Source organism: Oricola cellulosilytica (assembly GCF_019966575.1).
GTDB lineage: Bacteria > Pseudomonadota > Alphaproteobacteria > Rhizobiales > Rhizobiaceae > Oricola > Oricola cellulosilytica.
In genome coordinates, this window is record NZ_JAINFK010000007.1 from 62,253 (window position 1) to 88,079 (window position 25,827).

General features: G+C 58.7%; 23 protein-coding genes. 7 read left to right on the forward strand and 16 right to left on the reverse strand.

Annotated features, from left to right (window positions below; translation table 11 throughout):
- Positions 1-19 precede the first annotated feature (19 nt).
- Together LC298_RS15985 and LC298_RS15990 are read left to right on the forward strand one after the other, a co-directional pair.
- A complete protein-coding gene (locus LC298_RS15985; RefSeq protein ID WP_131570944.1) occupies positions 20-256 on the forward strand; it encodes an Lrp/AsnC ligand binding domain-containing protein in 237 nt (78 codons plus the stop codon).
- A gap of 2 nt (positions 257-258) precedes the next feature.
- A complete protein-coding gene (locus LC298_RS15990) occupies positions 259-1,077 on the forward strand; it encodes an alpha/beta hydrolase (protein ID WP_131570942.1) in 819 nt (272 codons plus the stop codon).
- Here LC298_RS15990 and LC298_RS15995 read toward each other — a convergent pair.
- From LC298_RS15995 to LC298_RS16025, 7 genes are all read right to left on the reverse strand, one after another.
- Positions 1,074-2,768: a mechanosensitive ion channel family protein gene (locus LC298_RS15995; RefSeq protein ID WP_131570939.1), complete on the reverse strand. Its 1,695-nt coding sequence runs from the start codon at positions 2,766-2,768 to the stop codon at positions 1,074-1,076. The genes LC298_RS15990 and LC298_RS15995 overlap by 4 nt on opposite strands.
- An 81-nt stretch (positions 2,769-2,849) precedes the next feature.
- On the reverse strand, positions 2,850-3,179 hold the full coding sequence (locus LC298_RS16000) for a DUF2160 domain-containing protein (RefSeq protein ID WP_131570937.1): 330 nt from the start codon (positions 3,177-3,179) through the stop codon (positions 2,850-2,852).
- On the reverse strand, positions 3,176-3,976 hold the full coding sequence (locus LC298_RS16005) for a carbohydrate ABC transporter permease (RefSeq protein ID WP_131570935.1): 801 nt from the start codon (positions 3,974-3,976) through the stop codon (positions 3,176-3,178). Before LC298_RS16005 ends, LC298_RS16000 begins: the two co-directional genes overlap by 4 nt.
- Positions 3,976-4,839 carry a carbohydrate ABC transporter permease gene (locus LC298_RS16010; protein WP_131570933.1) on the reverse strand — a complete coding sequence of 288 codons (864 nt, stop codon included), beginning with the start codon at positions 4,837-4,839 and terminating at the stop codon, positions 3,976-3,978. The genes LC298_RS16005 and LC298_RS16010 overlap by 1 nt, the downstream gene beginning before the upstream one ends.
- Positions 4,836-5,912 carry an ABC transporter ATP-binding protein gene (locus LC298_RS16015; protein WP_131570930.1) on the reverse strand — a complete coding sequence of 359 codons (1,077 nt, stop codon included), beginning with the start codon at positions 5,910-5,912 and terminating at the stop codon, positions 4,836-4,838. The genes LC298_RS16010 and LC298_RS16015 overlap by 4 nt, the downstream gene beginning before the upstream one ends.
- A gap of 1 nt (position 5,913) precedes the next feature.
- Entirely contained in the window at positions 5,914-6,921 is a 1,008-nt protein-coding gene (locus LC298_RS16020; RefSeq protein WP_199223336.1) for an ABC transporter ATP-binding protein, read from the reverse strand.
- 176 nt (positions 6,922-7,097) lie between these two features.
- Complete coding sequence (locus LC298_RS16025) at positions 7,098-8,834, reverse strand: ABC transporter substrate-binding protein (protein ID WP_131570925.1); 1,737 nt, start codon at positions 8,832-8,834, stop codon at positions 7,098-7,100.
- 155 nt (positions 8,835-8,989) lie between these two features.
- On the opposite strand from LC298_RS16025, the gene LC298_RS16030 reads away from it, so the two are divergent.
- On the forward strand, positions 8,990-9,781 hold the full coding sequence (locus tag LC298_RS16030) for a DeoR/GlpR family DNA-binding transcription regulator (RefSeq protein ID WP_131570923.1): 792 nt from the start codon (positions 8,990-8,992) through the stop codon (positions 9,779-9,781).
- Here LC298_RS16030 and paaZ read toward each other — a convergent pair.
- From paaZ to LC298_RS16065, 7 genes are all read right to left on the reverse strand, one after another.
- Positions 9,778-11,859, reverse strand: coding sequence for a phenylacetic acid degradation bifunctional protein PaaZ (gene paaZ / locus LC298_RS16035; RefSeq protein WP_131570921.1), 2,082 nt, complete (start codon positions 11,857-11,859; stop codon positions 9,778-9,780). The genes LC298_RS16030 and paaZ overlap by 4 nt on opposite strands.
- A 16-nt stretch (positions 11,860-11,875) precedes the next feature.
- Positions 11,876-12,949: a 1,2-phenylacetyl-CoA epoxidase subunit PaaE gene (paaE, locus tag LC298_RS16040; protein WP_131570919.1), complete on the reverse strand. Its 1,074-nt coding sequence runs from the start codon at positions 12,947-12,949 to the stop codon at positions 11,876-11,878.
- Between the two features lie 15 nt (positions 12,950-12,964).
- Positions 12,965-13,468, reverse strand: a complete 504-nt coding sequence (paaD, locus tag LC298_RS16045; RefSeq protein ID WP_199223335.1) for a 1,2-phenylacetyl-CoA epoxidase subunit PaaD — start codon at positions 13,466-13,468, stop codon at positions 12,965-12,967.
- Positions 13,469-13,473: 5 nt separating this feature from the next.
- Positions 13,474-14,229: a 1,2-phenylacetyl-CoA epoxidase subunit PaaC gene (gene paaC, locus LC298_RS16050; RefSeq protein WP_131570917.1), complete on the reverse strand. Its 756-nt coding sequence runs from the start codon at positions 14,227-14,229 to the stop codon at positions 13,474-13,476.
- Positions 14,229-14,513: a 1,2-phenylacetyl-CoA epoxidase subunit PaaB gene (paaB, locus tag LC298_RS16055; protein ID WP_131570915.1), complete on the reverse strand. Its 285-nt coding sequence runs from the start codon at positions 14,511-14,513 to the stop codon at positions 14,229-14,231. The genes paaC and paaB overlap by 1 nt, the downstream gene beginning before the upstream one ends.
- 11 nt (positions 14,514-14,524) lie before the next feature.
- A complete protein-coding gene (gene paaA / locus LC298_RS16060) occupies positions 14,525-15,523 on the reverse strand; it encodes a 1,2-phenylacetyl-CoA epoxidase subunit PaaA (protein WP_131570913.1) in 999 nt (332 codons plus the stop codon).
- Between the two features lie 179 nt (positions 15,524-15,702).
- The gene (locus tag LC298_RS16065) at positions 15,703-16,521 is read right to left on the reverse strand and encodes a PaaX family transcriptional regulator C-terminal domain-containing protein (RefSeq protein ID WP_158284802.1); all 819 of its coding nucleotides are present in this window, start codon (positions 16,519-16,521) and stop codon (positions 15,703-15,705) included.
- A gap of 226 nt (positions 16,522-16,747) precedes the next feature.
- Between LC298_RS16065 and ppsA the strand changes: the two genes are divergently transcribed.
- Positions 16,748-19,138, forward strand: a complete 2,391-nt coding sequence (gene ppsA / locus LC298_RS16070) for a phosphoenolpyruvate synthase (RefSeq protein ID WP_199223334.1) — start codon at positions 16,748-16,750, stop codon at positions 19,136-19,138.
- Positions 19,139-19,264: 126 nt separating this feature from the next.
- A complete protein-coding gene (locus LC298_RS16075) occupies positions 19,265-20,200 on the forward strand; it encodes a 1-phosphofructokinase family hexose kinase (RefSeq protein WP_131570909.1) in 936 nt (311 codons plus the stop codon).
- A 4-nt stretch (positions 20,201-20,204) separates the two neighbouring features.
- On the opposite strand, the gene LC298_RS16080 is transcribed toward LC298_RS16075, so the two are convergent.
- Positions 20,205-21,185, reverse strand: coding sequence for a glucokinase (locus tag LC298_RS16080; RefSeq protein ID WP_131570907.1), 981 nt, complete (start codon positions 21,183-21,185; stop codon positions 20,205-20,207).
- A gap of 120 nt (positions 21,186-21,305) precedes the next feature.
- Between LC298_RS16080 and LC298_RS16085 the strand changes: the two genes are divergently transcribed.
- The gene (locus tag LC298_RS16085) at positions 21,306-21,980 is read left to right on the forward strand and encodes a phosphoribosyltransferase (RefSeq protein ID WP_131570905.1); all 675 of its coding nucleotides are present in this window, start codon (positions 21,306-21,308) and stop codon (positions 21,978-21,980) included.
- Positions 21,981-22,004: 24 nt separating this feature from the next.
- Positions 22,005-23,048, forward strand: a complete 1,044-nt coding sequence (locus LC298_RS16090) for a sodium:calcium antiporter (RefSeq protein WP_131570903.1) — start codon at positions 22,005-22,007, stop codon at positions 23,046-23,048.
- A gap of 8 nt (positions 23,049-23,056) precedes the next feature.
- Here the strand turns inward: LC298_RS16090 and LC298_RS16095 are convergent, their stop codons facing one another.
- Entirely contained in the window at positions 23,057-25,813 is a 2,757-nt protein-coding gene (locus tag LC298_RS16095) for a cation-translocating P-type ATPase (protein ID WP_199223333.1), read from the reverse strand.
- Positions 25,814-25,827 lie beyond the last annotated feature (14 nt).

Genomic DNA, 25,827 nt, shown 5'->3' on the forward strand with positions numbered 1-25,827 from the left:
CAGCCATGAGGTCCCATCGATGAACTGCGTTTTCGTGCAACTGCGGTGCATGCCGGGACAGACCTACAAGGTTGCGGAGAAGCTTTACGACCGCGAGATCGCATCGGAGCTTTACTCCACGAGTGGCGACTTCGATCTATTGATGAAGCTCTACATTCCGGAAGAAGAGGATGTCGGCAAGTTCATCAACGACAACATCCTCGACATAGACGGAATTTCCCGGTCTCTTACGACGCTCACATTCAGGGCATTCTGACGATGCCGCTCTTCCGTGTGGAGGACTGGGACGACGCCTATGCCAATGGCGCCAACATCCCGGGCGGAGACCGCTGGCCGGATGCATGGGTGCAGCCTGCCGCCGATTTTCGTGATCGTCTGGCCGACAAGATCCTTGATCTTCGCTACGGCGAGAACTCGCGGGAGGTCATGGACCTGTTCCGTCCCGCAGGCACCTCCAGAGGCCTGATGGTCTTTGTGCATGGCGGATTCTGGCTCCGGCTGGACAAATCCTACTGGTCGCACCTGGCGGGCGGAGCGGTGGCCCGCGGCTGGACGGTTGCCATGCCGTCCTATCCGCTTTGTCCGGAAGTTCGCGTGCGCGACATAGCGCGTTCGATCGCCCGGGCGGTTGAAGCAGCTGCGTCAGAGGTTGACGGGCCGATCCGTCTTTCGGGTCATTCCGCCGGCGGTCACCTGGTGACGCGGCTCGTCAGCGAGGGGACGGCCCTGGAGGCCTCCGTTCTCGGCCGTGTCGAGAGGATTGTTTCGATCTCCGGCGTGCACGATCTCCGGCCGCTGCTGCGCACGGCGATGAACGAGACAATCGGCCTCGACGCGGAGGAAGCCGCCGCGGAGAGCCCCGCGCTGCTGAAACCGGTTCGCGACATTTCGGTGATCTGCTGGGTTGGTGCAAACGAACGCTCCGAATTCGTCCGCCAGAATTCGCTGCTCGCCAATGTCTGGCGCGGCCTCGGCCTGGCCACCGAAGCGGTGGAGGAGCCGGACCGGCACCATTTCGACGTCATCGACGGGCTGGCCGAGCCGGACTCTCCGATTGCGAGCACACTACTGGATTAACTCTCGGAAGCTATCTGCGGCGCTTTGCCGTTCGCGCCCTGAAGCCGCAGACTAGGCCACCATTCTGGCTTGTTTTCGCGAATCCAGTCGCCCATCTTCTCGCTCAGCCTCACATGCATCAGCCATGCGTCCGTCGGATTGGACGCGGTTGCGTAAAAGCTGATCTTCTGGGTCGTCTGCGAATACTCTTCGACCGTGACCCTGAGCATTTCGTCGGGCATTACGTCCTCGTCCTCCTTTGTCAGATTTTCGAAGACCTCACGAAGGATTTGAGGTTCGGCCGAAAGATCGAGTTCGAGCGTGAATGTCCGGGTCGATTTGGCGTCGATCATCGTCCAGTTCTCGAAGGGCTGGGAGATGAAGTGCTTAACCGGCACGATAAGCCGCCGTTGGTCCCAGCAACGCAGCGTGATGTAGGTGTAGTAGATCGACTCCACATATGCCCAGCGGCCTTCATACTGAACCGCGTCCCCGATCCGGATCGGCTTGGCGATGGCGATCTGGAGGCTGGCGAGGATGTTTCCCAACACGGTCTGACCTGCGATCCCCAGCACAACCGTAGCGACACCGGCGGATGCAAGAAGCGAAAGGCCAATGTTATCGAACAGGTTCAGGTTGATGAGGATAAGCAGGATGCTGATGACGACCGCGGTCAGCAGGACATAACGGCGCAATGCATAGATGTTCGTATAGAGATGGCGCCGCTCCGAGTCCTCCTCGGCATCGATTTCCCCAACGTACCGCTCGGTGACTACCTCCAGTGTCGCGTCAATGGCGTTGAGCACGGCGAACGTGATGCTGAAGATTATTGTTGCTAGGAGCAGAGGAGACAGAACCGTCGAGATCAGGCTCGAAAAGGTGAAGAGCGTCTGGGAGGCGTACTGAAGCACGATCGCCGAGATCGCCAGGGCGAGCGGGGCCCGCGTCCGGTCCGCCGCCCGGTTGATCCACGGAATTGAAACCCTTGTGCCGATGGCCCCCACCGCGCGGCTCACGACAAAATAGATGCCTGCGCCGACGAGGAGAACGAGCGGAAGCGCGAAGATCTCCCAGAGACGCAGCCCGTCCGCAATCTCGCCCGTCAGGCCGGGCGGGATGTTGCGCTCGATCCATCCAGGGCCAAACCGTCGGTGCAGCCGCGGTATCTCCTTGACCGTCTGGTCCGCGAATACCCAGACCGGGTCGCCATCATTGGGCTTGACCCGGTTGAGCCGGATGACAACAGGTCTTTGTTCCGTTCGCAACTCCGCCAAGGAGATGCTCCGGCGCGACTTGCCGGCGAAGGGATGACTTTCCGGCAGGTCGTCATCGATCGCGTCGGGCCGGTCCGGAAGGTCTCCCCAGTCAATGACGACGCGGCGTTGTATAACCTCTGCCAGCATTCGCGCGAGACGTGCACCACGCTCCGCCTGAAGCTGTACGTCGACCCCGCTGAGATTCAGCGTATGCGCCGCGTCGCGGTATCGTCCCGAAGTTGTCAACCTAAGAAAACTGTCGACGGTGTCCCTCGGTGTCTGCAGAGCAACCGCGTCGGGGCGGTCGCCCAATCCCGGATTGAGTGCTTCGATTTCGAAAGCGAGGACCGGATCGCCTTCCGGCTGTGCGGTTGTGACGGCAGTCAGGACCAAGGAAAGCGTCAGTGCGACGCCAAACAAGAGAACTGTTCCTCGAAGCGAAAGCGCGAAAGTCACCACATAGCTCTCCTGCAGGGACGGACGATCGCGCGGAGTTCCGAGGCTGACGCGCGACCGTTTTCAACGCAGATAGCCTACCTAGGCGTATCTGAAAACGAAAACGGTCCAGATTGCGCAGAACGCCAGCGGCCACCAGAGCGGCGTCCCGAAAAAGAACAACCATGCGATGAAGATGAACGCGCTTCCGAGAAGGGAAATGAACAGGCGGTCGCCGCGCGTGGTGTCGATTGCAAATATCCCGCGGCGCGGGGCTCCGCCTGGCGCGTAGAACTCCCAGACACCCATCGCGGCAATGCTAAGAAAGATGAACAGGAAGAAGGCGATTGTCGCACGTGTCCAGGCCATCCAGGAGCCAAGCGGCTCCGTCCACCATTGAACGCTGAAAAGAACGGCGTCTTCCACAGTCATACCCTCCCCAGGGCGAAGCCCTTGGCGATGTAGTTTCGCACGAAGTAAATAACAATCGCACCGGGTATGATCGTCAGGGTTCCGGCCGCTGCGAGCAGACCCAGTTCGTATCCGGAAGACGATGCGGTCTTGGTCATAGTCGCCGCGATGGGTTTCGCCGCCACAGCGGTGAGTGTTTTCGCGAGGAGCAATTCGACCCACGAGAACATGAAGCAGAAGAAGGCTGCGACGCCGATGCCCGCCGCGATGGTGGGGATAAAGATTTTCACGAAGAAAGCCGGGAACGAATACCCGTCCACATAGGCCGTCTCGTCCAGTTGCTTCGGAACACCGGACATGAAGCCTTCGAGGATCCAGACCGCCAATGGAATATTGAACAGGGTGTGTGCAAGCGCGACCGCGAGATGGGTGTCGAAGATGCCAATTGCCGAGTAGAGCTGGAAGAAGGGCAGGGCGAACACTGCGGCAGGCGCCATGCGGTTGGTAAGCAGCCAGAAGAACAGGTGCTTGTCGCCGAGAAACCGGTAACGCGAGAAGGCATAGGCGGCGGGCAAGGCGACCGCGACCGACAGAACGGTATTGATCGTCACGTAAATGATCGAATTGACGTAGCCCATGTACCAGGTCGGATCAGTGAAGATCGTCCGGTAATTATCGAGCGTCACGCTCTGCGGCCAAAGAGTGAACGAGCCCAGGATTTCGTTTGTCGTCTTGAACGACATGCTGACCAGCCAGTAGATCGGCAGCATCAGGAAGATGATGTAAATGGTAGGGATAACCCACGAGAAGCGCTTCATCACTGGTCCTCGTTTCGCGTCATGACGGTGTAGAAAATCCAGCTCATCAGCAAGATCACCAGGAAGTAGACGAGAGACATTGCTGCAGCCGGACCGAGATCGAACTGGCCGAGCGCGATCTTCACCAGGTCGATCGAAAGCAGCGTCGTCGAATTGCCCGGGCCTCCTCCTGTTAGCACCGACGGTTCGGTATAGATGTTGAAAGAGTCCATGAAGCGCAGGAGGATCGCGATCGTGAGCACGCGCTTCATTTTCGGCAACTGGATGTAGCGGAAAATCGACCAACTGCTGGCCCCGTCAATCTTGGCGGCCTGATAGTAGGCGTCGGGGATGGAGACCAGGCCTGCATAGGCAAGCAGCACGACGAGCGACGTCCAGTGCCACACATCCATCAATATCAGCGTGAACCAGGCATCGCCCGGCTGACGCGTATAATTGTAGTCGAACCCCATGACGTTCAGTGTCTTGCCGAGCAGCCCGATTTCCGGGAGGCCGAAGATGTTCCACATCGCGCCGACGACGTTCCAGGGGATCAGCAGCGGCATCGCCATCAGAACAAGACAAACCGAAACCCAGGGTCCCTTGCGCGGCATGGCCAACGCAATGATCACACCGAGTGGAACCTCGATTGCCAGAATGGTGAAGGTGAAGGTGAGCTGTCGACCCAGTGAAGCGTGAAACCGGCTCGATGTGAGAACTTCTTCGAACCAGGCGATGCCCGCCCAGAAGAAGATGTTGTCGCCGAAGGTCTCCTGAACCGAATAGTTCACCACGGTCATCAGCGGGACGATTGCATTGAAGGCAACCAGCACCAGGACCGGAAGGACGAAGAACCAGGCCTTTTGGTTGACAGTCTTGTTCATGACGCCGCATTCCTCCCGCACAACCAGCCATCGCGGTACAATCGGGTGCTTGAGGGATCGAACGCGATCCTGGCGTTCTCCGCCGGAATTTCCGTTCCTTCGCGCACAAGCATCTTCAGTCTCGAGGCGCCACACTCAATGTCGGCAACGCTGAAGCGGCCGGCGTCGCTCACGCGTGTGACGCGGGCGTCTAGACCGTCGGGAGCGAAAGTGACGTATTCCGGTCGGACACCAAGTTCGGCTTGGCCTGGCGACACGCCCGCTGCATTTACAGCTTCGATTCTGCGGCCGGCAAAAATCGCCTCGCCGTTTTCGACAGTACAAGGCAGGACATTCATGCCAGGCGAGCCGATGAAGTGCCCGACAAACGTATGCTGCGGTACTTCGAAAAGTTCCTCCGGCGTCCCGATCTGCACGACTTCGCCGACATTCATTACGACCACCTTGTCGGCAAAGGTCAGCGCCTCGGTCTGATCGTGGGTGACGTAGATCATCGTGTTGCTGACACGGTGATGCAATTCTTTAAGCTTCGAGCGGAGCTGGAACTTCAGGTGCGGATCGATGACCGTGAGCGGCTCGTCGAACAGGATCGCGTTGACGTCCTCACGTACCAAGCCGCGTCCGAGCGAGATTTTCTGTTTTCCGTCGGCCGTGAGCCCCGAGGCCCTCTTGGACAGGGTCGCGGAAAGATCCGTCATCTCGGCGACTTCCTCGACCCGTTTGCGTACGATGTCCTCAGCCACTCCGCGATTGCGGAGCGGGAAAGCCAGATTATCGTAGACAGTCATCGTGTCGTAAACGACCGGGAACTGGAACACCTGCGCGATGTGCCTCTGTTCAGGAGGGAGCGCAGTTACTTCCACATCATCGAATAAAACAGCACCGTGCGATGGTGTGAGCAGGCCAGAAATAATGTTTAAAAGTGTGGTCTTCCCGCATCCCGAGGGTCCGAGAAGGGCATAGGCTCCCCCATCGTCCCACTCCAGGTTGAGCTCCTTCAGTGCCCAATCCGCATCAGATGAGGGATTGGGCATGTAGCTGTGGGCGAGACCGGAAAGATTGATTTTGGCCATGTCAGTGCTCTGTGTGCCCGCCGCCCGCGGCGACGAGTTTTCCGTTGGTGTCGAAATAGAAGCACCGCGAGACATCGGCGTAGAGGACGGCACGCTCTCCAGCGTCAAACGGGTGCACACCGTGCGAGAGCGAAACCCAGGAATCGCCGTAAGCATCGAAATGGATCATGCTTTCCGAACCACTGAGTTCAGCCACCTTTACAGTGCCCTCGATGGCGACCGCCTCAGGGTCTCTCGTAATCGGCGAAATGTGATGAGGCCGGATGCCGATTGTGTAGGCTCCATCGGGAAGTCCGGCGGGCGCCGTCCAAGTGACGTTCTCATTCATCAGAATGCGCCCCTCGGTTTTGCGGACGTTCGCGGTGTTGATCGGCGGTTCGGAGAAGACCATAGCGCTGGTGAGGTCGCGGGGATGGCGGTAAATCTTTCCGGTCGCGCCAAAATCGGTGACGCGTCCTTCGTACAAAGCTGCGGTCTTGCCGCCGAAAAGCAGTGCCTCGGATGGTTCTGTCGTGGCGTATACGACCACGCAATTGCGCTGGCCGAAGATGCGGGGAAGTTCGTCGCGCAACTCCTCCCGTAGTTTGAAGTCGAGATTCGCCAACGGTTCGTCGAGCAGGATCAGGTCTGAGTCCTTGACCATCGCACGAGCCATTGCAGTGCGCTGCTGTTGGCCACCGGAAAGTTCGGAGGGGCGGCGATCGAGCATTGCGGAGATTTTCATGAGTTCGGCCATCGCGCCGACACGTTTTTTTATCTCGTCCTCCGAATGGCGCGCCACGCGTAAAGGGGATGCGATGTTATCGAAGACGGTCATGTTCGGATAGTTGATGAACTGCTGATAAACCATTGACACGTTGCGCTTTTGTACCGGTCTTCCGGTCACATTCACGTCGTCGAACCAGATTTCGCCGGTGGTCGGTTTCTCAAGTCCGGCCATGAGCTGCATGAGGGTGGTCTTGCCAGCGAGGGTGGTGCCGAGGAGGGTATTGAAGCTACCGCGTTCCAATACAAGATCGGTGGGATAAACATGCGTTTCCCCGGCAACTCGTTTCCCAACCTGTTTCAACTCAAGCGCCATCAATGCCCCCAACCGGCCGGTCGTCCAACTATAACAGATGTTTTGGATCGCGTTCGCCCGGCGCAAGGCTGCGCCGGGCATGATTTATAGCGTACTGGCTGCGATTACTGGTTCCAGCGCGCAACGAGGTCGTCGTAGTTGACGGTCTCGCCTTGGGGTTTTTCGTTGTCGAGCTTGGCCTTCGGGCCGTCCGGTTTGCCAAGCCATTCGGAGGGGTCCTTCGGTTCGTTCAGCCGAGGGCCACAGCCGCCATAGACATTGCCGGCCTCATCCGCGCGCTGCATGCGCGCCATAGTGATATCCATCTCTTCAGCGAGACGGTCCATGGCTTCCTGAGGCGTGAAGGCCCCCGAATTCACGTCGCCGATCTGCTGCCACCAGATCTGGGCGAGCTTCGGATAGTCGGGGACGTTGATCCCTGTCGGCGACCAGCGCACTCGGTCCGGCGAGCGATAGAACTCGACCAGGCCGCCGAGCTTCGGCGCGCGCTCCGTGAAGCTTTCGTGGCGAACAGTGGAATCCCGGATGAAGGTCAGCCCGACATGGGACTTCTTCGTATCGACGGTTTTCGACGTGACGAACTGAGCGTAGAGCCAAGCCGCCTTTGCCCGATCGACAGGGGTCGATTTCAGAATTGTCCAAGATCCGACGTCCTGATAGCCGACCTTCTGGCCTTCCTCCCAATAGGGACCATGCGGGGAGGGTGCCATCCGCCACAGGGGATTGCCTTCATCGTCAACGGTATTGTTGCCAGCGGACTTCGGGGCCACCATGTCGGCGGTAAAGGCCGTGTACCAAAAGATCTGCTGAGCGACGTTGCCTTGGCTCAAGGCGGGCAAAGACTGGTAGAAGTCATAGTCCGCGGCTCCGGGAGGCGCATAGTTGCGCAGCCATTCGTCCCATTTGCGTATGGCGTATACCGATGCGGGGCCGTTGGTTTCGCCACCACGAGAAACGCTTGCGCCGGCGGGGTTGCACGACCCCTCTTCCATGCGGATTCCCCACTCGTCGATCGGGATGCCGTTCGGCTCGCCCTGGGAGCCGGTACCAGCCATCGAAAGCCATGCGTCGGTCATCCGCCAGCCGAGGTCCGGAGCACGCTTGCCGTAGTCCATATGACCATAGATGCGCGTACCGTCGATCTCCTTCACGTCGTTGGAGAAGAATTCGGCGATATCTTCGTAGGCCGACCAGTTGACCGGAACGCCGAGCTCGTAGCCGTACTTCTCCTTGAATGCGGACTTCAGATCTTCGCGGTCAAACCAGTCCTTGCGAAACCAGTAGAGGTTCGCAAACTGCTGGTCGGGCAGTTGATAGAGATCGCCGTCAGGTCCGGTGGTGAACTGTGTGCCCATGAAGTCTTCAAGATCAAGGGTCGGCGAAGTCACGTCGGATCCTTCGCCTGCCATCCAGTCGGTCAGATTGTAGGCAAGCTGGAGACGCGAGTGGGTCCCGATGAGGTCGGAGTCGTTGACATAAGCGTCGTAAAGGTTGCGACCGGTCTGCATCTGGGTCTGAACAGCCTGAACAACTTCCCCTTCGCCGAGAATCTGGTGATTCACCTTGATGCCGGTGATTTCCTCGAACGCTTTCGTCAGCGTCTTGGACTCATAATCATGCGTCGGAATCCCTTCGGAAAGAACGTTGATCTCCATACCCTGGAACGGCTGAGCAGCGTTGATGAACCACTCCATCTCCGCCTTCTGCTCATCCATTGAAAGCACGGAGGGTTGGAACTCCTCGTTGATCCACTTTTCCGCCTCTTCCATTCCGGCGAAAGCCGGGAATGCAGCGGCGTTCAAGGCAACGGCGGCGGCCGATGCCATCAAAATCTTCTTCATGATGTTTCCTCCACTGGATGCTCCGCCATATCGCCGATACGGCTCAATCGAGCGGCCTTTAGAGAATTACGAAAAAAAGCGAAAGTCAATAGGTACGTTATTGAAAAAAGCGAAAATAAGCGCAAATATGGATGCCATTTCCGGGAGGATGGACGATGCAAACCCTACCACCGAGGCAAATGGATATTCTCGACATTGCGCGCCGCGAGGGGCGCGTGGATGTCGAGTCGCTCGCAACAAGTTTCGGGGTCACGCCTCAGACGATTCGCAAGGATCTGAACGACCTCTGTGACATGGAGAAACTGAGCCGGGTGCATGGCGGAGCCGTGTTCCCGTCGAGTACAGTCAATCTCGCCTATCAGGCGCGCCGGGAGATCGCTGCGTCAGAGAAGGCGCGGATAGCCGAGGCCGTGGCGGAACTCATTCCGGACAATGCATCGCTTATCCTGAATATCGGCACCACCATCGAGCAGGTCGCCTATGCGCTGAAGCGGCACCGGGGCCTGATGGTCATAACCAACAATTTGAACGTAGCGATGATCCTGGCTGAAGCCGACGGCATCGAGGTGGTGATCTCAGGCGGAATGGTGCGCAAAACCGACGGCGGAATCGTCGGCGCCGCAGCCGTCGACCTTATCCGTCAATTCAAAGTCGACTATGCGATCATCGGAGCATCGGCAATCGACGAGGACGGCGCGCTTCTCGATTTCGATTATCGCGAGGTTCGCGTCGCGCAGGCGATTCTCGGTCAGGCGCGCCGGTCCATCCTCGTCGCGGATCATACGAAGTTCGAGCGTCGGGCGCCTGTCCAAATCGGCAAGCTGAGCGATCTCGACGTTTTCGTCACGGACGAGCAACCAATGCCGGAGATCGTCGAAATATGCCGTAATGCCGATGTCGAATTGATTACGACTGGCGGAGAGGAGGTCGAAGCCGCAGCGGGTTAGACCGGCCGCTCCTTTGCAACCAGCGTGAGCACGTCATAGCTCGCGACCAGATCGTTGTCCTGATTGGTTATGACGCAGTCCCAACGTACTTCGCCATATTCCTCGGTTTCGCGCGGGCTGATTTCCTTGCACGTCAGGATTACCTGCATACTGTCGCCGGGGTAGACGGGGGTCATGAAACGCAGATTGTCCACTCCGTAATTTGCCAGGACCGGTCCTGACGCGGGGTCGACAAAGAGCCCGGCCGCAAACGACACTATCAGATAGCCATGGGCAACACGGCCATCAAAGAACGGATTGGCCTTTGCGGCCTGTTCGTCCATGTGGGCGTAAAAGGTGTCGCCGGTAAAGTCGGCGAAGTGCTCGATGTCTTCGAGCGTGACTTTCCGCGCGCCTGTGACCAGTTGATCGCCGATCTTGAGTTCGGCAAGCGATTTGCGGAAGGGATGAATCTCCTCCGAATTGCCCTGCGCCCCATCGATCCACCGCCCGGCAATTTCGGCCAACATATCGGGCGAGCCCTGCATGGCGGTCCTTTGCATGTAGTGTTTGACGCTGCGGATTCCCCCGAGTTCCTCGCCGCCGCCGGCGCGGCCCGGCCCGCCATGCACCAGAACGGGGAGGGGCGAGCCGTGACCGGTCGAGGTCTTCGCGTTGGCGCGATTGGCGATCAAGATGCGGCCGTGCCAGGGAGCGAGTGAACCGACGATCTTGCGGGCGACGCCGGGATCGTTGGTAAAGAGGGACGAAACCAGACTGCCACGGCCGCGCACCGCGAGAGCCGCGGCCTCTTCCGGCTCATCATAGGGCATGACAGTCGCGACAGGACCGAACGCCTCCACATCATGGACCAATGACCACTCCATTGGCTTGTCGCAAAAAAGAAGAGTCGGTTCGACGAATGCTCCGGCATCCCAATCGATGTTTGCGGACTGGGCCACGTTCCGCCCACCCGAAACCACTTCCGCCTCTTGAGACAAAAGTGCGACCCTGGAGCGGATTTCCTTCCGCTGCTCGAGACTCGCAAGCGGGCCGAGGCGGGTCTCCTCATCAGAGGGGAGCCCGATCTTCGCTCTGGCGAGCCTGTCTTTCAGTGCTTTGACGAGTGCCTCAGAGCGTTCACGAGGAACGATGACCCGGCGTATTGCCGTACACTTCTGCCCTGCCTTGACGGTCATTTCGCGTACAATCTCGCGTACGCACAGTTCAAACTCCTCGCTTCCCGGGTCACTATCCGGCCCCAGAATGGCGCAATTCAGGCTGTCGGCCTCCATGGTGAAGCGGACAGAGTTTTCGATTACCGCAGGATGCGTTTTTAGTTTTCGTCCGGTCGAAGCCGAACCGGTGAATGTGACCACATCCTGTGGCGTCAGATGGTCGAGCAGGTCGCCGACCGAGCCGCAAACCAGTTGCAGTGTGCCATTGGGCAATATTCCGGAGTCGATCATTCGCCTGACCATCAACTCGGTCAAATAAGCGGTCTGACTGGCGGGCTTGACGATGGCCGGCATGCCGGCAAGCCATGTCGGCGCAAGTTTTTCGAGCATGCCCCAGCAAGGGAAGTTGAAGGCGTTGATGTGAACGGCAACGCCTTCAAGCGGGTTCATCACATGGACCCCGCTGAATGAATTATCTTTGGAAAGAGGTTCGACGGGGCCATCGACGAGCATGTGCGTGTTCGGGAGTTCACGGCGGCCTTTCGAGCCGTATGACAGCATCGTTCCTATCCCGCCCTCAATGTCGATCCACCCATCCTGTCGCGTCGCTCCGGTGGCGTAGGAAAGAGCATAGAACTCATTCTTCCGCTCCATAAGCCATAGACCCATCTGCTTGAGCATGAGGGCGCGCTGGTGGAAGGTCATGGCTCGCAGTGCGGGTCCTCCTACAGCGCGCCCGAAGTCCAACGCTCCGGCCATGTCGAATCCGGTGGCGTCGATCATGGCAACGGGAGCGCCCGTCGCGGCATCGCGCAAAAGCCGGGCTTCGCCGCTTCCTTTCAGCCACTCGCCGCCGAGATAGCTCTCGAGCGGGCGCGGGGTCACCTGTTCGCCGGAGCGCTGGTGCGTTTGAACGTTCATCTAGGCGCTCTACAACTCAGTGGTGATCGTAATCGACGACGATTCGATCCGTGATCGGATGGCTCTGGCAGGTCAGCACATATCCCGCTCGAACCTCGTAGTCTTCCAGAGCGTGGTTAGCATCCATTTCGACTTCCCCTTCTGTGACTCTTGCCCGGCAGGTGCAGCAAACGCCCGCACGGCAGGAGTAGGGCGCATCGAAGCCGGCGGCGCTTGCCGCTTCAAGCACGGTCTGGCCCGCGACCACGTCGATCTCGCGTGTCGTGCCGTCCAGCGTGACGACAGCCTTCGTCGTAACGCCCGCATGGATGGGATCGATAGGGGCGCGTTTCGCGGCGCGACCGGACTGGGTGGCGTTGAACAACTCAAACTTGATGCTGTCCGCCGGCATGCCGTGCGCCTTCAGCGAAGCAGACACCGTTTTCATCATATCTTCCGGCCCGCAAATGAATGCCATGTCGGCTGTCGAAACGTCGATCCAGCTCTTAAACAGCATTTCGCATTTTCCCGCATCGATACGCCCGGTGAAAAGGTCGATCTCCTGGGCATCGTTCTTGAGAATGTGAATGATGTTGAACCGACCAAGATACGTATTCTTGAGGTCCTGCAATTCCTCCCGGAACATGATGGAATGGATCGAGCGATTGCCGTAGACGAGCGTAAACCGGGAAAGCGGCTCGCGGGCCAGAACCGTCTTGAGGATGCTGAGGACCGGAGTGATCCCGCTGCCGATGGCAAATCCGAGATAATGTTTCTCGCGGGCAGGCTCGATTGGCGCAAAAAAGCGGCCCATTGGCGGCATCGCTTCTACTACGTCGCCGGGCTTGAGGTCCTCGTTTGCCCAGGTTGAGAACGCACCGCCATCAACCTTCTTGATTCCAACACGGAGAATGCCCTCATCCTTCCCCGCGCAGATCGAATAGGATCGACGTAATTCCTCGCCGTCGAACTGCTTTCGCAAAGTCAGATACTGGCCTTGGGTGAAATCGAATGCGTTCGCAGCATCCTCTGTCGGAGCAAGCGTTACAGCTACCGCGTCGCGGGTTTCATGCTTCACGTCGGTTACGCGGAGTTCGTAGAACTTCGCCATCTCATACCTCGGATCTCAGATGCATTTGAAATAGTCGAACGGTTCGAGACACTCTGTGCAGCGATAGCTCGCCTTGCACGGCGTCGAACCGAACTGGCTGATCCGCTCGGTGGTCTTCGAACCGCAACGCGGACATTCGACAACGCGGCCCAGCAATGCGCCATAGCTTCCGTGTTCGCCGTCTTTTGGCGGTGGTGCGATGCCGAATTTCTGCAGATTTCGCCGCCCTTTCTCGGAGATCCAGTCGGTCGTCCAGGCTGGCGACAACTGTCGTTCGAGGACCAGCTTGTCGATGCCATTGGCGCGCAAATGCTGTTGGATATCGAGATTGATGACAGCAGTTGCCGGACACCCGGAGTAGGTCGGCGTCACTTTCAGGTGCAACGTGTCGCCTTTCCAGAGCGCATCGCGAATGACGCCAAGGTCGACCAGTGAAATGACCGGAATTTCGGGATCCGGAATTTGGTCGAGCCAGGCCCAGATCTGATCCAGCGTCGGCCGTTCCATAACAGCGGTCATGACGATCACCAGGTTGCGCCGGGGTGCGCCCGGTGTGTGACCTGCATTTCAGCAAGCAAGAATCCGAGATGTTCCGTGTGGACACCCGCCTTGCCGCCCTTGTGCGCATACTCCCGCTCGGGCCTCACCAGCGTTGCGGCCGAGAGCACGCCGTCGACGTGTGTCTTCCATTCCCCCTCCAGCGACGAGGGTAGGGGGATAATCCCCCGGTCCGACAACTCGCGATCAGTCTCGTCGTCGGTGAAAAGTTCGCCGGTGTAGGGCCAGAGAATATCGACGGCGTGCTGCATTCGCCGATGGCTCTCCTCGGTCCCGTCACCGAGACGGACGACAAGGTCGGTGGAACGTTCGACGTGGTAGGCGACCTCCTTGGAGGCCTTCTCCGCGATCTCCGAAACGCGCTGGTCGGACGACTCTTGCAGCGAGATCAACATCAGCCGATGCCAGGCATCAAACAGGAATTGCCGCGTGATCGTTACCGCGAAATCCTCATTCGGTCGTTCGACTAGCAGATAATTGCGAAACTCGTGCGCCTCACGCAGGAACGCCAGATCGTCTTCGGTTCTGCCTTTCCCTTCGACTTCGCCAGCGCGCGACAGCCACATCCGTGTGTGCCCGATTAGATCGAGCGCGGTATTGGCAAGAGCGATATCCTCTTCCAGCGCGGGGGCATGGCCACACCATTCGGAGACGCGGTGTCCCAGCACGAGCGTGGTGTCCCCTATGCGGGTGAGAAACTCGAAGAGTGCTTTGTCAGCCATCACATATGTCCGGCTTCATCGGGAATGTCAAAAAAGGAGGGATGCCGATAAATCTTCGAGTCGGCGGGGTCGAACAGCGGACCCTTTTCGGAGGGCGAACTGGCCGTGATCTCAGATGACCGCACCACCCAGATCGAGACGCCTTCCTTGCGTCGCGTGTAGACGTCCCGCGCATTGCGTATCGCCATTTCCGCGTCCGGCGCATGCAAGCTTCCGACGTGGCGGTGGTTCAGCCCGTGCTGACCGCGAATGAAAACTTCCCAGAGAGGCCACTCGCTGCTCATTGACATCTACCTTACTCTGCTGCGGCGAGCGTCGTGCGCCTCGCGTGTTTTCTGGCATGCGCCATCAACCCTTCGCGGACCCAAGCGCCGTCGTCCCAAGCCTTCACGCGCGCGCCGAGACGCTCTTCATTGCAGGGTCCATTGCCGCTGATGACCTGGAAGAACTCATCCCAGTCCGGCTCGCCAAAGTCGTAGCTGCCACGTTCTTGGTTCCACTTCAGGTCGGGATCGGGAACCTTAAGGTCGAGAAAATCGGCCTGTGGAACCGTCTGATCGACGAATTTCTGGCGCAACTCGTCATTGGTGTCCTGCTTGATCTTCCACGCCATGGACTGCGCGGAATGCACGCTGTCGCCATCTGCCGGCCCGAACATCATCAGTGACGGCCACCACCATCGTTCGAGCGCATCCTGGGCCATTTTCTGTTGCGCCTCGGTGCCTTTGCAAAGCTTCATCATGATGTCGAAGCCTTGACGCTGGTGAAAGCTTTCTTCCTTGCATATGCGGATCATTGCGCGCGAGTAGGGCCCGAAGCTGCAACGCTGCAGCGGCACCTGGTTCATGATCGCGGCACCATCCACAAGCCATCCGATCGCGCCGATGTCGGCCCAGCTGAGGGTCGGATAATTGAAGATCGAGGAGTATTTCGCGCGACCCGAGTGAAGCTGCTCGAACATCTCGTCGCGCGAAATACCAAGCGTTTCGGCGGCACAATAGAGATAGAGCCCATGACCAGCCTCGTCCTGAACCTTGGCGAGCAGGATCGCCTTGCGCTCGAGGGTGGGCGCACGCGTGATCCAATTGCCCTCGGGCAACTGGCCAACAATCTCCGAGTGGGCGTGCTGGCTTATCTGGCGGATAAGCGTCTTGCGATAGCCTTCCGGCATCCATTCCTTCGGCTCGATCTTCTCGCCTCGATCGATGCGCCCCTGGAACGCCCGTTCTTGAGGGTCCATTTCGCCAAGAGACTTCAGGCGCTTTTCGTCAGTCTTCACAAGCTGTGCATACATCGGGCAGCGCTCTCGGTTGAGGTTCGTGTAACGATAATCGCAGCACCGCTGGCCGGCCCTGGTCAAACGACCAAACCAGCTTAGACGCACAAATGGCGTTCAACTAGGCTAACAATTAAAGCATCACACGTCAATCAAAAATATGGAAACTCTGTGATGTTTGGTTGTCTGGAGAGATTTCAGATACCGCCGATCCGCTGTTCTACGATCACGCGGTCAACGGTCAGCAACCCTTCCGGCCCACGCAGTTGTGCATCCAGAAACGGCTCAACCGCCCGGGACAGCGCAGCATAGAGAATGGTGAATTTTTCCCGGGCCTTTGTTCCGATCCATTCGCCGTCCAGTGCTTCGGCAGGAAGCGCAGGATCTTTCAGCGCAGCCTTCCGGAATGCGTGGACAAGCAAAAGGCGAAGGGCGACGGCGTCCCATTCGGAAGCTTCCGGGCAGGTGAGTGCGCCGAAGAGGTTTATAAAGGTGGCGTATTCTGCCTCGAGCTGTTTGAGCGGCCAGTGCGCTTTGCCGAACTCGCGCAGAGCGCCGGCATGGCCGGAGTGCTCCAATTCGGCGCGGAAAACAAGCTTTGCCGAAAGCGCGGCCCCCAAGGTCGACCGCGCACGGGCGGCCGCGGTCTCCGATGCGATGAATGTGCCCGAGCCGAGATGTGCAAAACCGTAGCCACTCAACATCTCCGCATCTCCTTCAGCGGCGATGACCCAGTCAGCGGCGGCGCCTTCTTCGAGGCCGTAGATACGCCTTGCCGCATCATCGAATTCGCGCCGGGCGGCTTGCGTCAATCCATAGTAGCTCCGCCGGCCGTGACGTTCGCCCTCCAGCCTTCCGGACGCGACAAGCCTTGAGACAGCGGTACGAACAAGCGTCTCGCTGATGCCAACCCGCTCACAGATCTCGATGATGTTTCCGGTCCAAAGCGGCCCCTCGCGGGGTACCACCGCGTCGCCATACAGCGTGACGATAAACGAGCCCGCGTTCAGATTCATCCTCGATGCAATATCCAGCGGTCGCATTTCGTTTTTTGGTTCTCGCGGCGCATTTTCGGCGCGCGATATTTACGAGATGTCGCGGCTCCCCGCAAACGGGTCTCTTCGCTTGATGTCGGTCAACGCGCCGATACGTCACCGATGTTTCACTCCCGCATCAAAGCCGGATGCTGGAGAGAACACTCCTCGATCTCCGGTTGGGACGCTTTCAACGGGAACAACCATCATGCCGCAGTCAGCAAATGTCATCTGGTTGGACGAGGCCGGCCGCACCGATGTGCCAAGGGTGGGTGGAAAGAACGCCTCCCTCGGCGAGATGATCAATACGCTCGGTGCCAAGGGCATCAGCGTTCCCATGGGCTTTGCCACGACGTCGGCTGCCTATTGGTGGTTTCTGCAGGCGAACGATCTGGAAAGCGCGATCCGTGTCGCAATTGGCCACTATGTCGACGGCAACGTGTCGCTTGCCGAGACGGGCAGGGCCGTGCGTTCGCTCGTTCTGAAAGCGAGTTGGCCGGATGAACTGGCGATGGAGATTGCATCCTTCTATCGGACACTCTGCGAGAATTCCGGCAAAGAAGATGTCGCCGTCCGCTCGAGTGCGACCGCGGAGGACCTGCCGGACGCAAGTTTCGCAGGCCAGCAGGAGACCTATCTCAATGTGAGGGGGGAACGTGAACTGCTCGCAGCCTGCAAGCGGTGCTTTGCCTCGCTTTTCACCGATCGCGCCATCAGCTACCGGCAGGTTAAAGGCTTCGATCACATGAAGGTTGCGCTTTCGATAGGCGTGCAACCGATGGTGCGGGCGGACAGAGGCGGGTCCGGCGTGATGTTCTCTATCGATACAGAGACCGGTTTCAACAAGGTCGCTGTGATCAACGCCGCATGGGGGCTGGGCGAGAACGTCGTGCAGGGCGCGGTCGATCCAGACGAGTATGTTGTATTCAAGCCTCTGTTGAGCGACGTGGCTCTCTCGCCGATCATCGAAAAGAGGCTTGGCGGCAAGGAGATCAAGATGATCTACCAGGAGGGCGAGGCGAAGACCCGCAACGTACCCACCTCGAAGATCGAGCGTTCGTCCTTCGTCCTCGACGATGAAGATATTCTGACGCTCGGGCGCTGGGCCGTGGTCATTGAAGAGCACTACGGTTGTCCAATGGACATCGAATGGGCGAAGGACGGAGACACCGGTGGTCTTTTCGTGGTTCAGGCCCGACCCGAAACGGTTCAGGTGGGACGAGATCTCTCCGTTCTGAAGTCCTACGAGATCAGGTCACGGGGGGCCGTCCTGGCAAAAGGCCTGAGCATTGGCGATTCTGTGATCACCGGTCGGGTCTGCCTCATTGAAAGCCCCGAACAGATCGAGGATTTCGTCGATGGCAGCATTCTTGTGACCGGAACGACTGATCCCGATTGGGTGCCCATCATGAAGCGTGCAATCGGTATCATCACCGATCATGGCGGTCGTACCTCACATGCGGCGATCGTCAGTCGTGAGCTCGGGCTTCCGGCGATCGTAGGATCTCACGACGCGACACAGCGTTTGCATAGCGAGCAGGAGATCACGTTGTCCTGCGCGGAGGGTGACGAAGGTTTTATCTATGAAGGTGCTGCGGAATATGATGTCAAAGAGGTTTCGTTGCGGAATCTGCCCGAGACTGAGACCCAGATCCTTCTCAATCTCGCCAATCCGTCTGCAGCCTTCCGCTGGTGGCAGATCCCGGCGGACGGAGTCGGTCTGGCACGGATGGAGTTCGTCATCAGCAACCACATCAAGGTTCATCCGATGGCGCTCGTCGAGTTCGATCGCGTCCAAGATGATGACACTCGCCGGAAAATCGAGAGCTTGACGAGTGGCTATGGCGACAAGACCGAGTATTTTGTCGACAAGCTTTCACGCGGCCTCGCCCGCCTCGCGGCGGTAGTGCATCCAAAGCCGGTGATCGTGCGCATGAGCGATTTCAAAACGAACGAATATGCCGGGCTGCTCGGCGGAGAGACGTTCGAGCCAGAGGAGGAGAATCCGATGATCGGATTCCGTGGCGCTTCGCGCTACTACTCGCCCTCTTACCGCGCCGGATTCGCGCTCGAGTGCCGTGCCATTGAAAGGCTTCGTAACACGTTGGGATTTGACAACGTGGTCGTCATGATCCCGTTCTGCCGATCGGTCGCCGAAGCAGATCGAGTCCTTTCTGTCATGGCTGAGAATGGTTTGGAGCGTGGCGTCGACGATTTGAGGGTTTACGTGATGTGCGAAATCCCCTCGAACGTCATACTCGCCAAGGACTTTGCTTCACGGTTCGATGGTTTTTCGATCGGTTCGAACGACCTGACGCAACTTACGCTCGGCATTGACCGGGACTCCGATCTTTTATCGGATTTGTTCGACGAACAGGATGAAGCGGTAAAGTGGATGATTTCCAATGTGATCCAGGAGGCGCATTTGGCTGGCGCCAAAGTCGGTCTGTGCGGTCAGGCGCCAAGCGACCATCCAGAGTTCGCCGGCTTTCTGGTCGACCAGGGGATCGACACGATTTCTGTGACTCCGGACAGCTTTCTGGCAGTCAAGCGAGAGGTCGCGGCTGCCGAGAGAGCACATTCGGAAAGCGCCGCATAGAAGCAGCTAGCGGTATCGGGCGCTTCCCGGCTTGTCCGCAGGAGCGGAGCCCAAGTACATTAGCTCGCTTCAGTCCCATTCAGGTGCGGCCGATCGGGCCGGTCGGCCAAGAGGAAGTTCCAAAGAATGAGCAACGTTCTTGCGATAGCACTCAATCCGGCAATCGATGTTGCTTGCGACGCGCACAATGTAAGGCCCACCTTCAAGACGAGGACATGGAACCAGAGACATTTCGCGGGGGGCGGGGGCACGAACGTTGCGCGTGTCATCTCTGAACTGGGAGGCGCTCCCGAACTGCTTTACCTTTCCGGTGGAGAGACCGGATCCTTGTTCGAACACTGTCTCTCGCGGCATTCCATACGTTCGCACCGCTTCGAAATCGAAGGTTCGACCCGCATTGCGTTGATGGTGCATGAGGAAAATACGGGGTTCGAGTACCGCTTCGTGCCTGATGGGCCGCGGGTTGAAGGGGCTGAAATTGAGCCCGTCCATGCATTTGTTGAAAACCACCATGCCGATTATGTGGTCGCGAGCGGGAGCCTCCCCAGGGGCGCGCCGGCCGATACTTATTGCCGAATGGCGGATTCGGTTCATCGCCGGGGTGGCCGACTGGTACTCGACACCTCGGGAGATGCCCTCAAGATCACGTTGGACCAATCCCACGTGTTTCTGCTGAAACCGAGCATGAGGGAACTCGAAAGGCTCGTCGGCGAGGAACTTGACCAAGCGGGTGCGGGTGACGCGGCAGCTTCTCTCATCAAACGCGGCGCAGCAGAAAACGTGGTAGTTTCCATGGGGCAGCAGGGTGCGATTTTCGTTAACTCGGATGGTGTGGTTCGCGTCCCATCGATCCGCGTTCGGGAAAAATCGGCGGTAGGCGCCGGTGACAGCTTCGTGGGTGCAATGGTGTGGTCGCTGATGGAGGGCCGTTCAGTCCTTGATGCGTTTCGGTTTGGCGTGGCGGCCGGATCGGCGGCGGTCATGACGCCAGGAACGGAATTGTGCAGGCGCGCCGATGTTTTACGTCTTTTTCAGGAGAATTTCGGAAAGCAGTCTCTGTGACATTTCAAACAGACAGGGAATGCATGGGAAATCGGTCCGAGAGGGCAAGCGCGACGCCCCGGAGGCCTACGTCGTAACTGAGGATTGCATGAACGGGAAGATCCGTCAGGTAGTTTGATCTGCCTCCGCTACCGTGCAAGCGCTTTAGAAATCCCGGTTTCGCAAGGGCCGGCAGTATTTTGGGTACGATGCCTCCGGCCAGGTAGATGCCGCCGCTGGCGCCCACGGTGAGTGCCACGTCGCCGGCGTAGCGCGCGAAAATGGATATGAAGCAATCGAGGGTCTCGACCGCACTTTCGTCCTCTTCTTCCGCCGCCTTGATAATTTCGATTGCAGGTATCGCCTCACCACCGCGTCCTGTCAGACGGTTGCGAACACGGTAGATGGTTTCCAGTCCGCGCCCCGAAAGGACCTCGTGGAGGGGCGCATCGTCGTAGGCAGCCGCGACCTCGTCCCTGATCGCGAGTTCCCATTCGTCCGTCGCGCCGAATGATGCATCTCCCAGAAAGCCGGGAATTGATTTCCAGCCGCGACCGGCGGGTGAAAGCGTCGCGCAACCAAATCCGCTGCCGGGTCCGAGGACAAGTCTTACGCCACGCTCATCGCGATCCCCACCGGCGATCTCATGCAGGTCATGTTTCTTGAGATAGGGCAGGGCAAGCGCAAGTGCTTCGAAGTCGTTCAAAAAATGGATGTGAGGAGTGCCACAGACGTCGGCAATATCAGAGCGCGCAAAGGTCCAGGGCGCGCGTGACAGGCGAATAGTTTCGCCGGACACACTGCCCGCGATTGCGAAACCTGCAGTGGGGGGACGGGTCGGAACTGAAGCAAGATAGTGACGGACGGCATCTTGCAACGAGTCGAACATCTTCGTTTCGAAAACCGCAAAATGCTCGACCGAAAGTTCGTCGATATCACTGATCGCAAAACGGGCGTGCGTTCCGCCTATATCGCCGATTAGAGCCTTGCGCTTCGCGGTCTGCATTTGATCCTCCACAATGCTGCTTTCTGTCGAATACAAACACGGCTGCAGGCTCGTCGGGTTGATCGCAATCAATGTTGGGCGTCCAATGCTCGTGCACTGAGTGCATTTTGGGGAGGGCGGATGATGATCTTCGAGGACCGCGCCGACGCGGGACGGCAATTGGCCGAGAAACTCGCGAAGCTGGAATTGCAAGATCCGGTCATTGTCGCTCTGCCACGAGGGGGCGTGCCTGTAGCTGCCGTGATAGCTCGTGCGTTGCATGCGGATCTGGACGTAATGATGGTGCGTAAAGTCGGCGCTCCAGGCCAACCCGAATTGGCGGTTGGCGCGATTTCCCGGCGCAAACGCACACACATCTCCGTCAACGATGACATTGTGGAGGAACTGGGCCTCTCCCACGAAGATGTAGCCAGACTGGCGAGTCGCCAAGAATCGTTGCTGGATCGACGCCAGAAGCTCTATTTCGGTGATCGGGAGCCAACGGCCTTCGCGAACCGAAACGTCGTGATTGTTGACGATGGGGTCGCCACCGGCGCTACCCTGAGTGCGGCCTTGGAGATGACACGATGGGAACACCCGACGCGAGTTGTCGTTGCTGTGCCAGTGGGGCCGGCTGATACGATCCGCCGTTTGAATAAGGAGGCCGATCAGGTCGTGTGCCTTGCAGAACCCGAACCGTTTCTCTCCGTCGGCACATATTATCGTGATTTCTCCCAGGTGGGAGACGAAGAGGTTCTTGCTGCCTTAAGTGCATTTTCGAACAATTCAAAAGGCGATCATGCGAGAGGTGGCTGATAGGCGCGCGAGGGACCGGGTGAAATGCTGCCTGACATGGGTCTGTTTTCGACTGCTGTGATTTTCGCTACGGCCGGCGCCTTGGTCTGGCTCAGTGGCAGTCGCTTGGTGGTCTACGCCGACGAGATTGCGGACCGCTTGCGGATTGGCCGCGCCATGATGGGCTTCATATTTCTTGCGGCTGCGACTTCACTACCCGAGATTGTTACGACGGGGATCGCATCAGCGTCGGGTTCTTCATCTCTTGCTCTCGGCAACCTCTTCGGCGGAATCACGCTGCAGTTCGTAATTCTGGCGATCGCTGACGGGTTTGTCCGACGCGGGCCGATTACCTCATGTCCCCGAAAAACGACCGCCGTACTCGAAGGAACCATCTTAGCCTTATTACTGGCGCTGCTGCTTTCAGTTCTAGCGCTTGGCGAACGCGAGTACGCGTGGAACATGGGAGCGGGCGCCTTTCTGCTGGGGTTGTTGTATGTCGCAGCCGTGGCTGTCTTGCGCCGGCATGATGAAGATGATCCATGGACCCCTGTCCAGGTTCCCGAGCCCGGGGACACGGAAAGCGAGAGCATTTTCGTGAGCAGTTTTCCCGATCTTTCTACAGCAACGCTAAATCTTCGATTTCTCCTGTTCGGGGCCGCGATATTGGGGGCAGGGGCGGTGACTATCGCTACGGCCGAACGGTTGGCAAGCCAGACAGGGCTGGGCACCGGTTTAGTCGGCGTGACCCTGCTGGCCGGGGTGACGTCGCTCCCGGAACTAAGCACTACGATCGCCGCAGTGCGGCTCGGTGCATACACCCTCGCAATCTCCAACATTTTTGGAAGCAATCTGCTGATGCTGGCGCTGGTCTGGCCAGCTGATATTCTCTTCACCGGCGGTCCGATCCTCAATGAATTTGAACTGGTTCATGAACTCGCCCTGATTTCGGGGCTGCTAGTCACGCTGGTGTATGTCGCGGGCGTGGTCTTGCGCAGCAGACGCCAAGTGCTGGGCTTTGGATATGACTCGCTCTGCGTCCTAGGAATTTTCGGCGTGACGCTCGCACTATACACGGCGCGAAGTTGAGTTTCTGGCTACGCCTTTCCGACCGTGCGATATCGGCGAAACCGGATAATTGCGATGCTCACCTCGCGGAAAACAACAGGCACAAAGCTCAGGATCACTGCCGTCAACCAGACCTCGGATGGCAGCGAAACGAGTTGCAACGCAGCGGCGATTGCCGGTTGCAGATTGGCCACCAAAAGGATCCCGATACAAAGCGCTATTGCCAGCCACACGTAGGTGTTTCGCGTGACCATGCTGGTCAAAAAGCGCTCACGCCAGTTGCGCATGTTGAAAACGTGCCAGAGTTGGGCCAAGGCGAGCGTGTGGAAGCACATCGTCGTGACGGCGCTGCCTTGCAGATCGAAGACCGTCAGGGCGAGGCCGAGCGCGGTTAGCGTAACCGCAGCGATACTTGCGCCATGCGTGACGATCGCAATCCATTGAGGCCGGGCCAGAATGGGCTCGATCGGGGGCCGCGGCGGGCGTGATAGGACGTCGCGATCAGCCTCCACCGTCCCCAGAGCGAATGCCGGGAACACGTCTGTCACGAGATTAAGAAAAAGGATCTGCAGTGGCAGCAAGGGAAGGGGAAGCCCGCTGAAAACCGCAAGTCCGACGACAAGGATCTCGCTTAAGTTGCATGAAAGTAAATAGGTCGTGAAGCGGCGAATGTTCGTGTAGATGAGACGCCCTTCGCGCACGGCGTGGATGATTGTCGAAAATGCATCGTCGCGCAGGATGAGATCGGCCGCTTCGCGCGCCACTTGCGTCCCGCGAAGTCCCATTGCGATCCCGATATCAGCCTTTCTCAACGCCGGCGCGTCGTTCACGCCATCTCCTGTCATAGCGACCACTTCGCCCGCTTGCTGGTGCAACTCGATTAGATCCAGCTTCTGTTCCGGATCGACACGTGCGAATATGCGTTTCTCGCGTAGCGAAGCCTTGTCTTTCTCGGGCAGGGAGGAAATCGCGCCGAGTTCGCGTCCCTCGACGGTTAGGTCAGAAGGCGACGATAGGCCTACGGCCTCGGAGATATGTTGAGCTGTCGCGGCATGATCTCCAGTGACCATGATCACCGTAATGCCAGCGCGCCGGGCATCGGCTACTGCGGCACGAATGTCCGCACGGGGCGGATCCTGGAATCCGATGACACCGTACAGGGTGAGATCCTCGTAGGCGGCGGCATTAGATTGATCGACGGTCTTTCCAGCAACTGCGAGCAGGCGTAGACCTTGGCGTGCAAGCGCATCGCAGGCAGTGATCCAATGTTCGCGGAGCTCCTTGTCGAAATGCCGGACGCAAGAGCCTTGTTGAACGCTGCTTATCCGCTCCAGAACTGCTTCCGGTGCGCCCTTGACGGCAACAAGATACTTTCCGTTTTGCACATGAACGGTCGCCATCATACGCATCGTCGTGTCGAATGCGTGTTCTGTAATTTCCGGCATTTTCTCGAGCAGCAGAACACGCTCCATCCCTGCCGCTTTACCAAGTTCGAGGAGCGCGACTTCCATCGGGTCGCCGATCGACGCAGTGTGTTCATCGCCAAGCGATGCGTTGTTGCAGAGGACGGCGGTCCGGATAAGCGCGTGCGTATCTTCACTTGCTTCTGGATGAAATAAGCGTCCGTCGAGGAGGAACTGGCGGTTGTGCCGGGAGAATTTGATTTCTCCCGACGATGTCACGAACCGGTCTACGTGCATGCGGTTCTCGGTGATCGTCCCGGTCTTGTCGGTGAGGATGACGGTGGTGGCACCGAGCGTCTCCACGGACGAAAGTTGTTCGATCAGCGCATTGTATTTGGCCATGCGAAGCATGCCACGGGCGAGGGCGAGTGTTGCGACGACCGGAAGGCCCTCTGGAATGGCCGCGACAGCAAGCGCTACGGCTGATTTCAGCATCAGCGCCACGTCCTGGCCGGAAGCGACTCCCCCTGCACCGACCAGGGCCGTCACACTCAGAGTGAGCCAGATCAGATGGCGGCTAAGGAGAGCGAGTTGGCGTTCGAGCGGCGACCGTTCCGGTTCAGCCTCATCGACGAGACGCGTGATGCGGCCAAGCTCCGAATTCATGCCCGTGCCCGTGACCATCGCCTCGCCGGTGCCGCGAGTGATGGCGCATCCTTTGAACAGCATAGATGTCCTATCGGCGAGGCTGGCGTCGCGCTCGACGGGATCTATCCCCTTTCCGACCGGCAACGACTCTCCGGTCAGCGCCGATTCGTCGGCAGCGAGATTTGCCGAACTGATGATGCGCATGTCGGCGGCAACGAGGTCTCCCGCATCCAGAACGGCGATGTCTCCGGGCACCAGTTCTTCCGCGGGGAGGGCAACGACGTTGCCGTTGCGTTTCACGAGTGCGGACCGGGTGGACAGCCCACGGAGCGCCTCCATTGAACGGACCGCACGCAATTCTGTCGTGAAGCCGATTACGCCATTTAGAAGAAGGACTGCCCCGATCGCCACGAACTCGACTCTCTCTCCGAGAAGCAGGGCCAGGGCAGCCGCGGCAACCAGAAGAAAGACAATGGGGCTGTTGAACTGACCGAGCAGAATCCAGATGAGACTGGCGCGGCGCCGGTGGCGGAGAAGGTTCGGGCCATGTTTTTGCAGGCGTTCTGCCGCATCCCCATCGGTCAGGCCCTTGGCGGCGTCGACACCATAGGCCGCCAGAACCTCCTTGGTTGAAGCGCTGTGAGGGGCATCCAGCACCATCTCAGGGGATACATCCCACGCAGTGAAAACACTGTGGTGGGCCGGATTACTTTCACCGGTCTTCGTGTCGGTCATCTTTGCCCAATGGT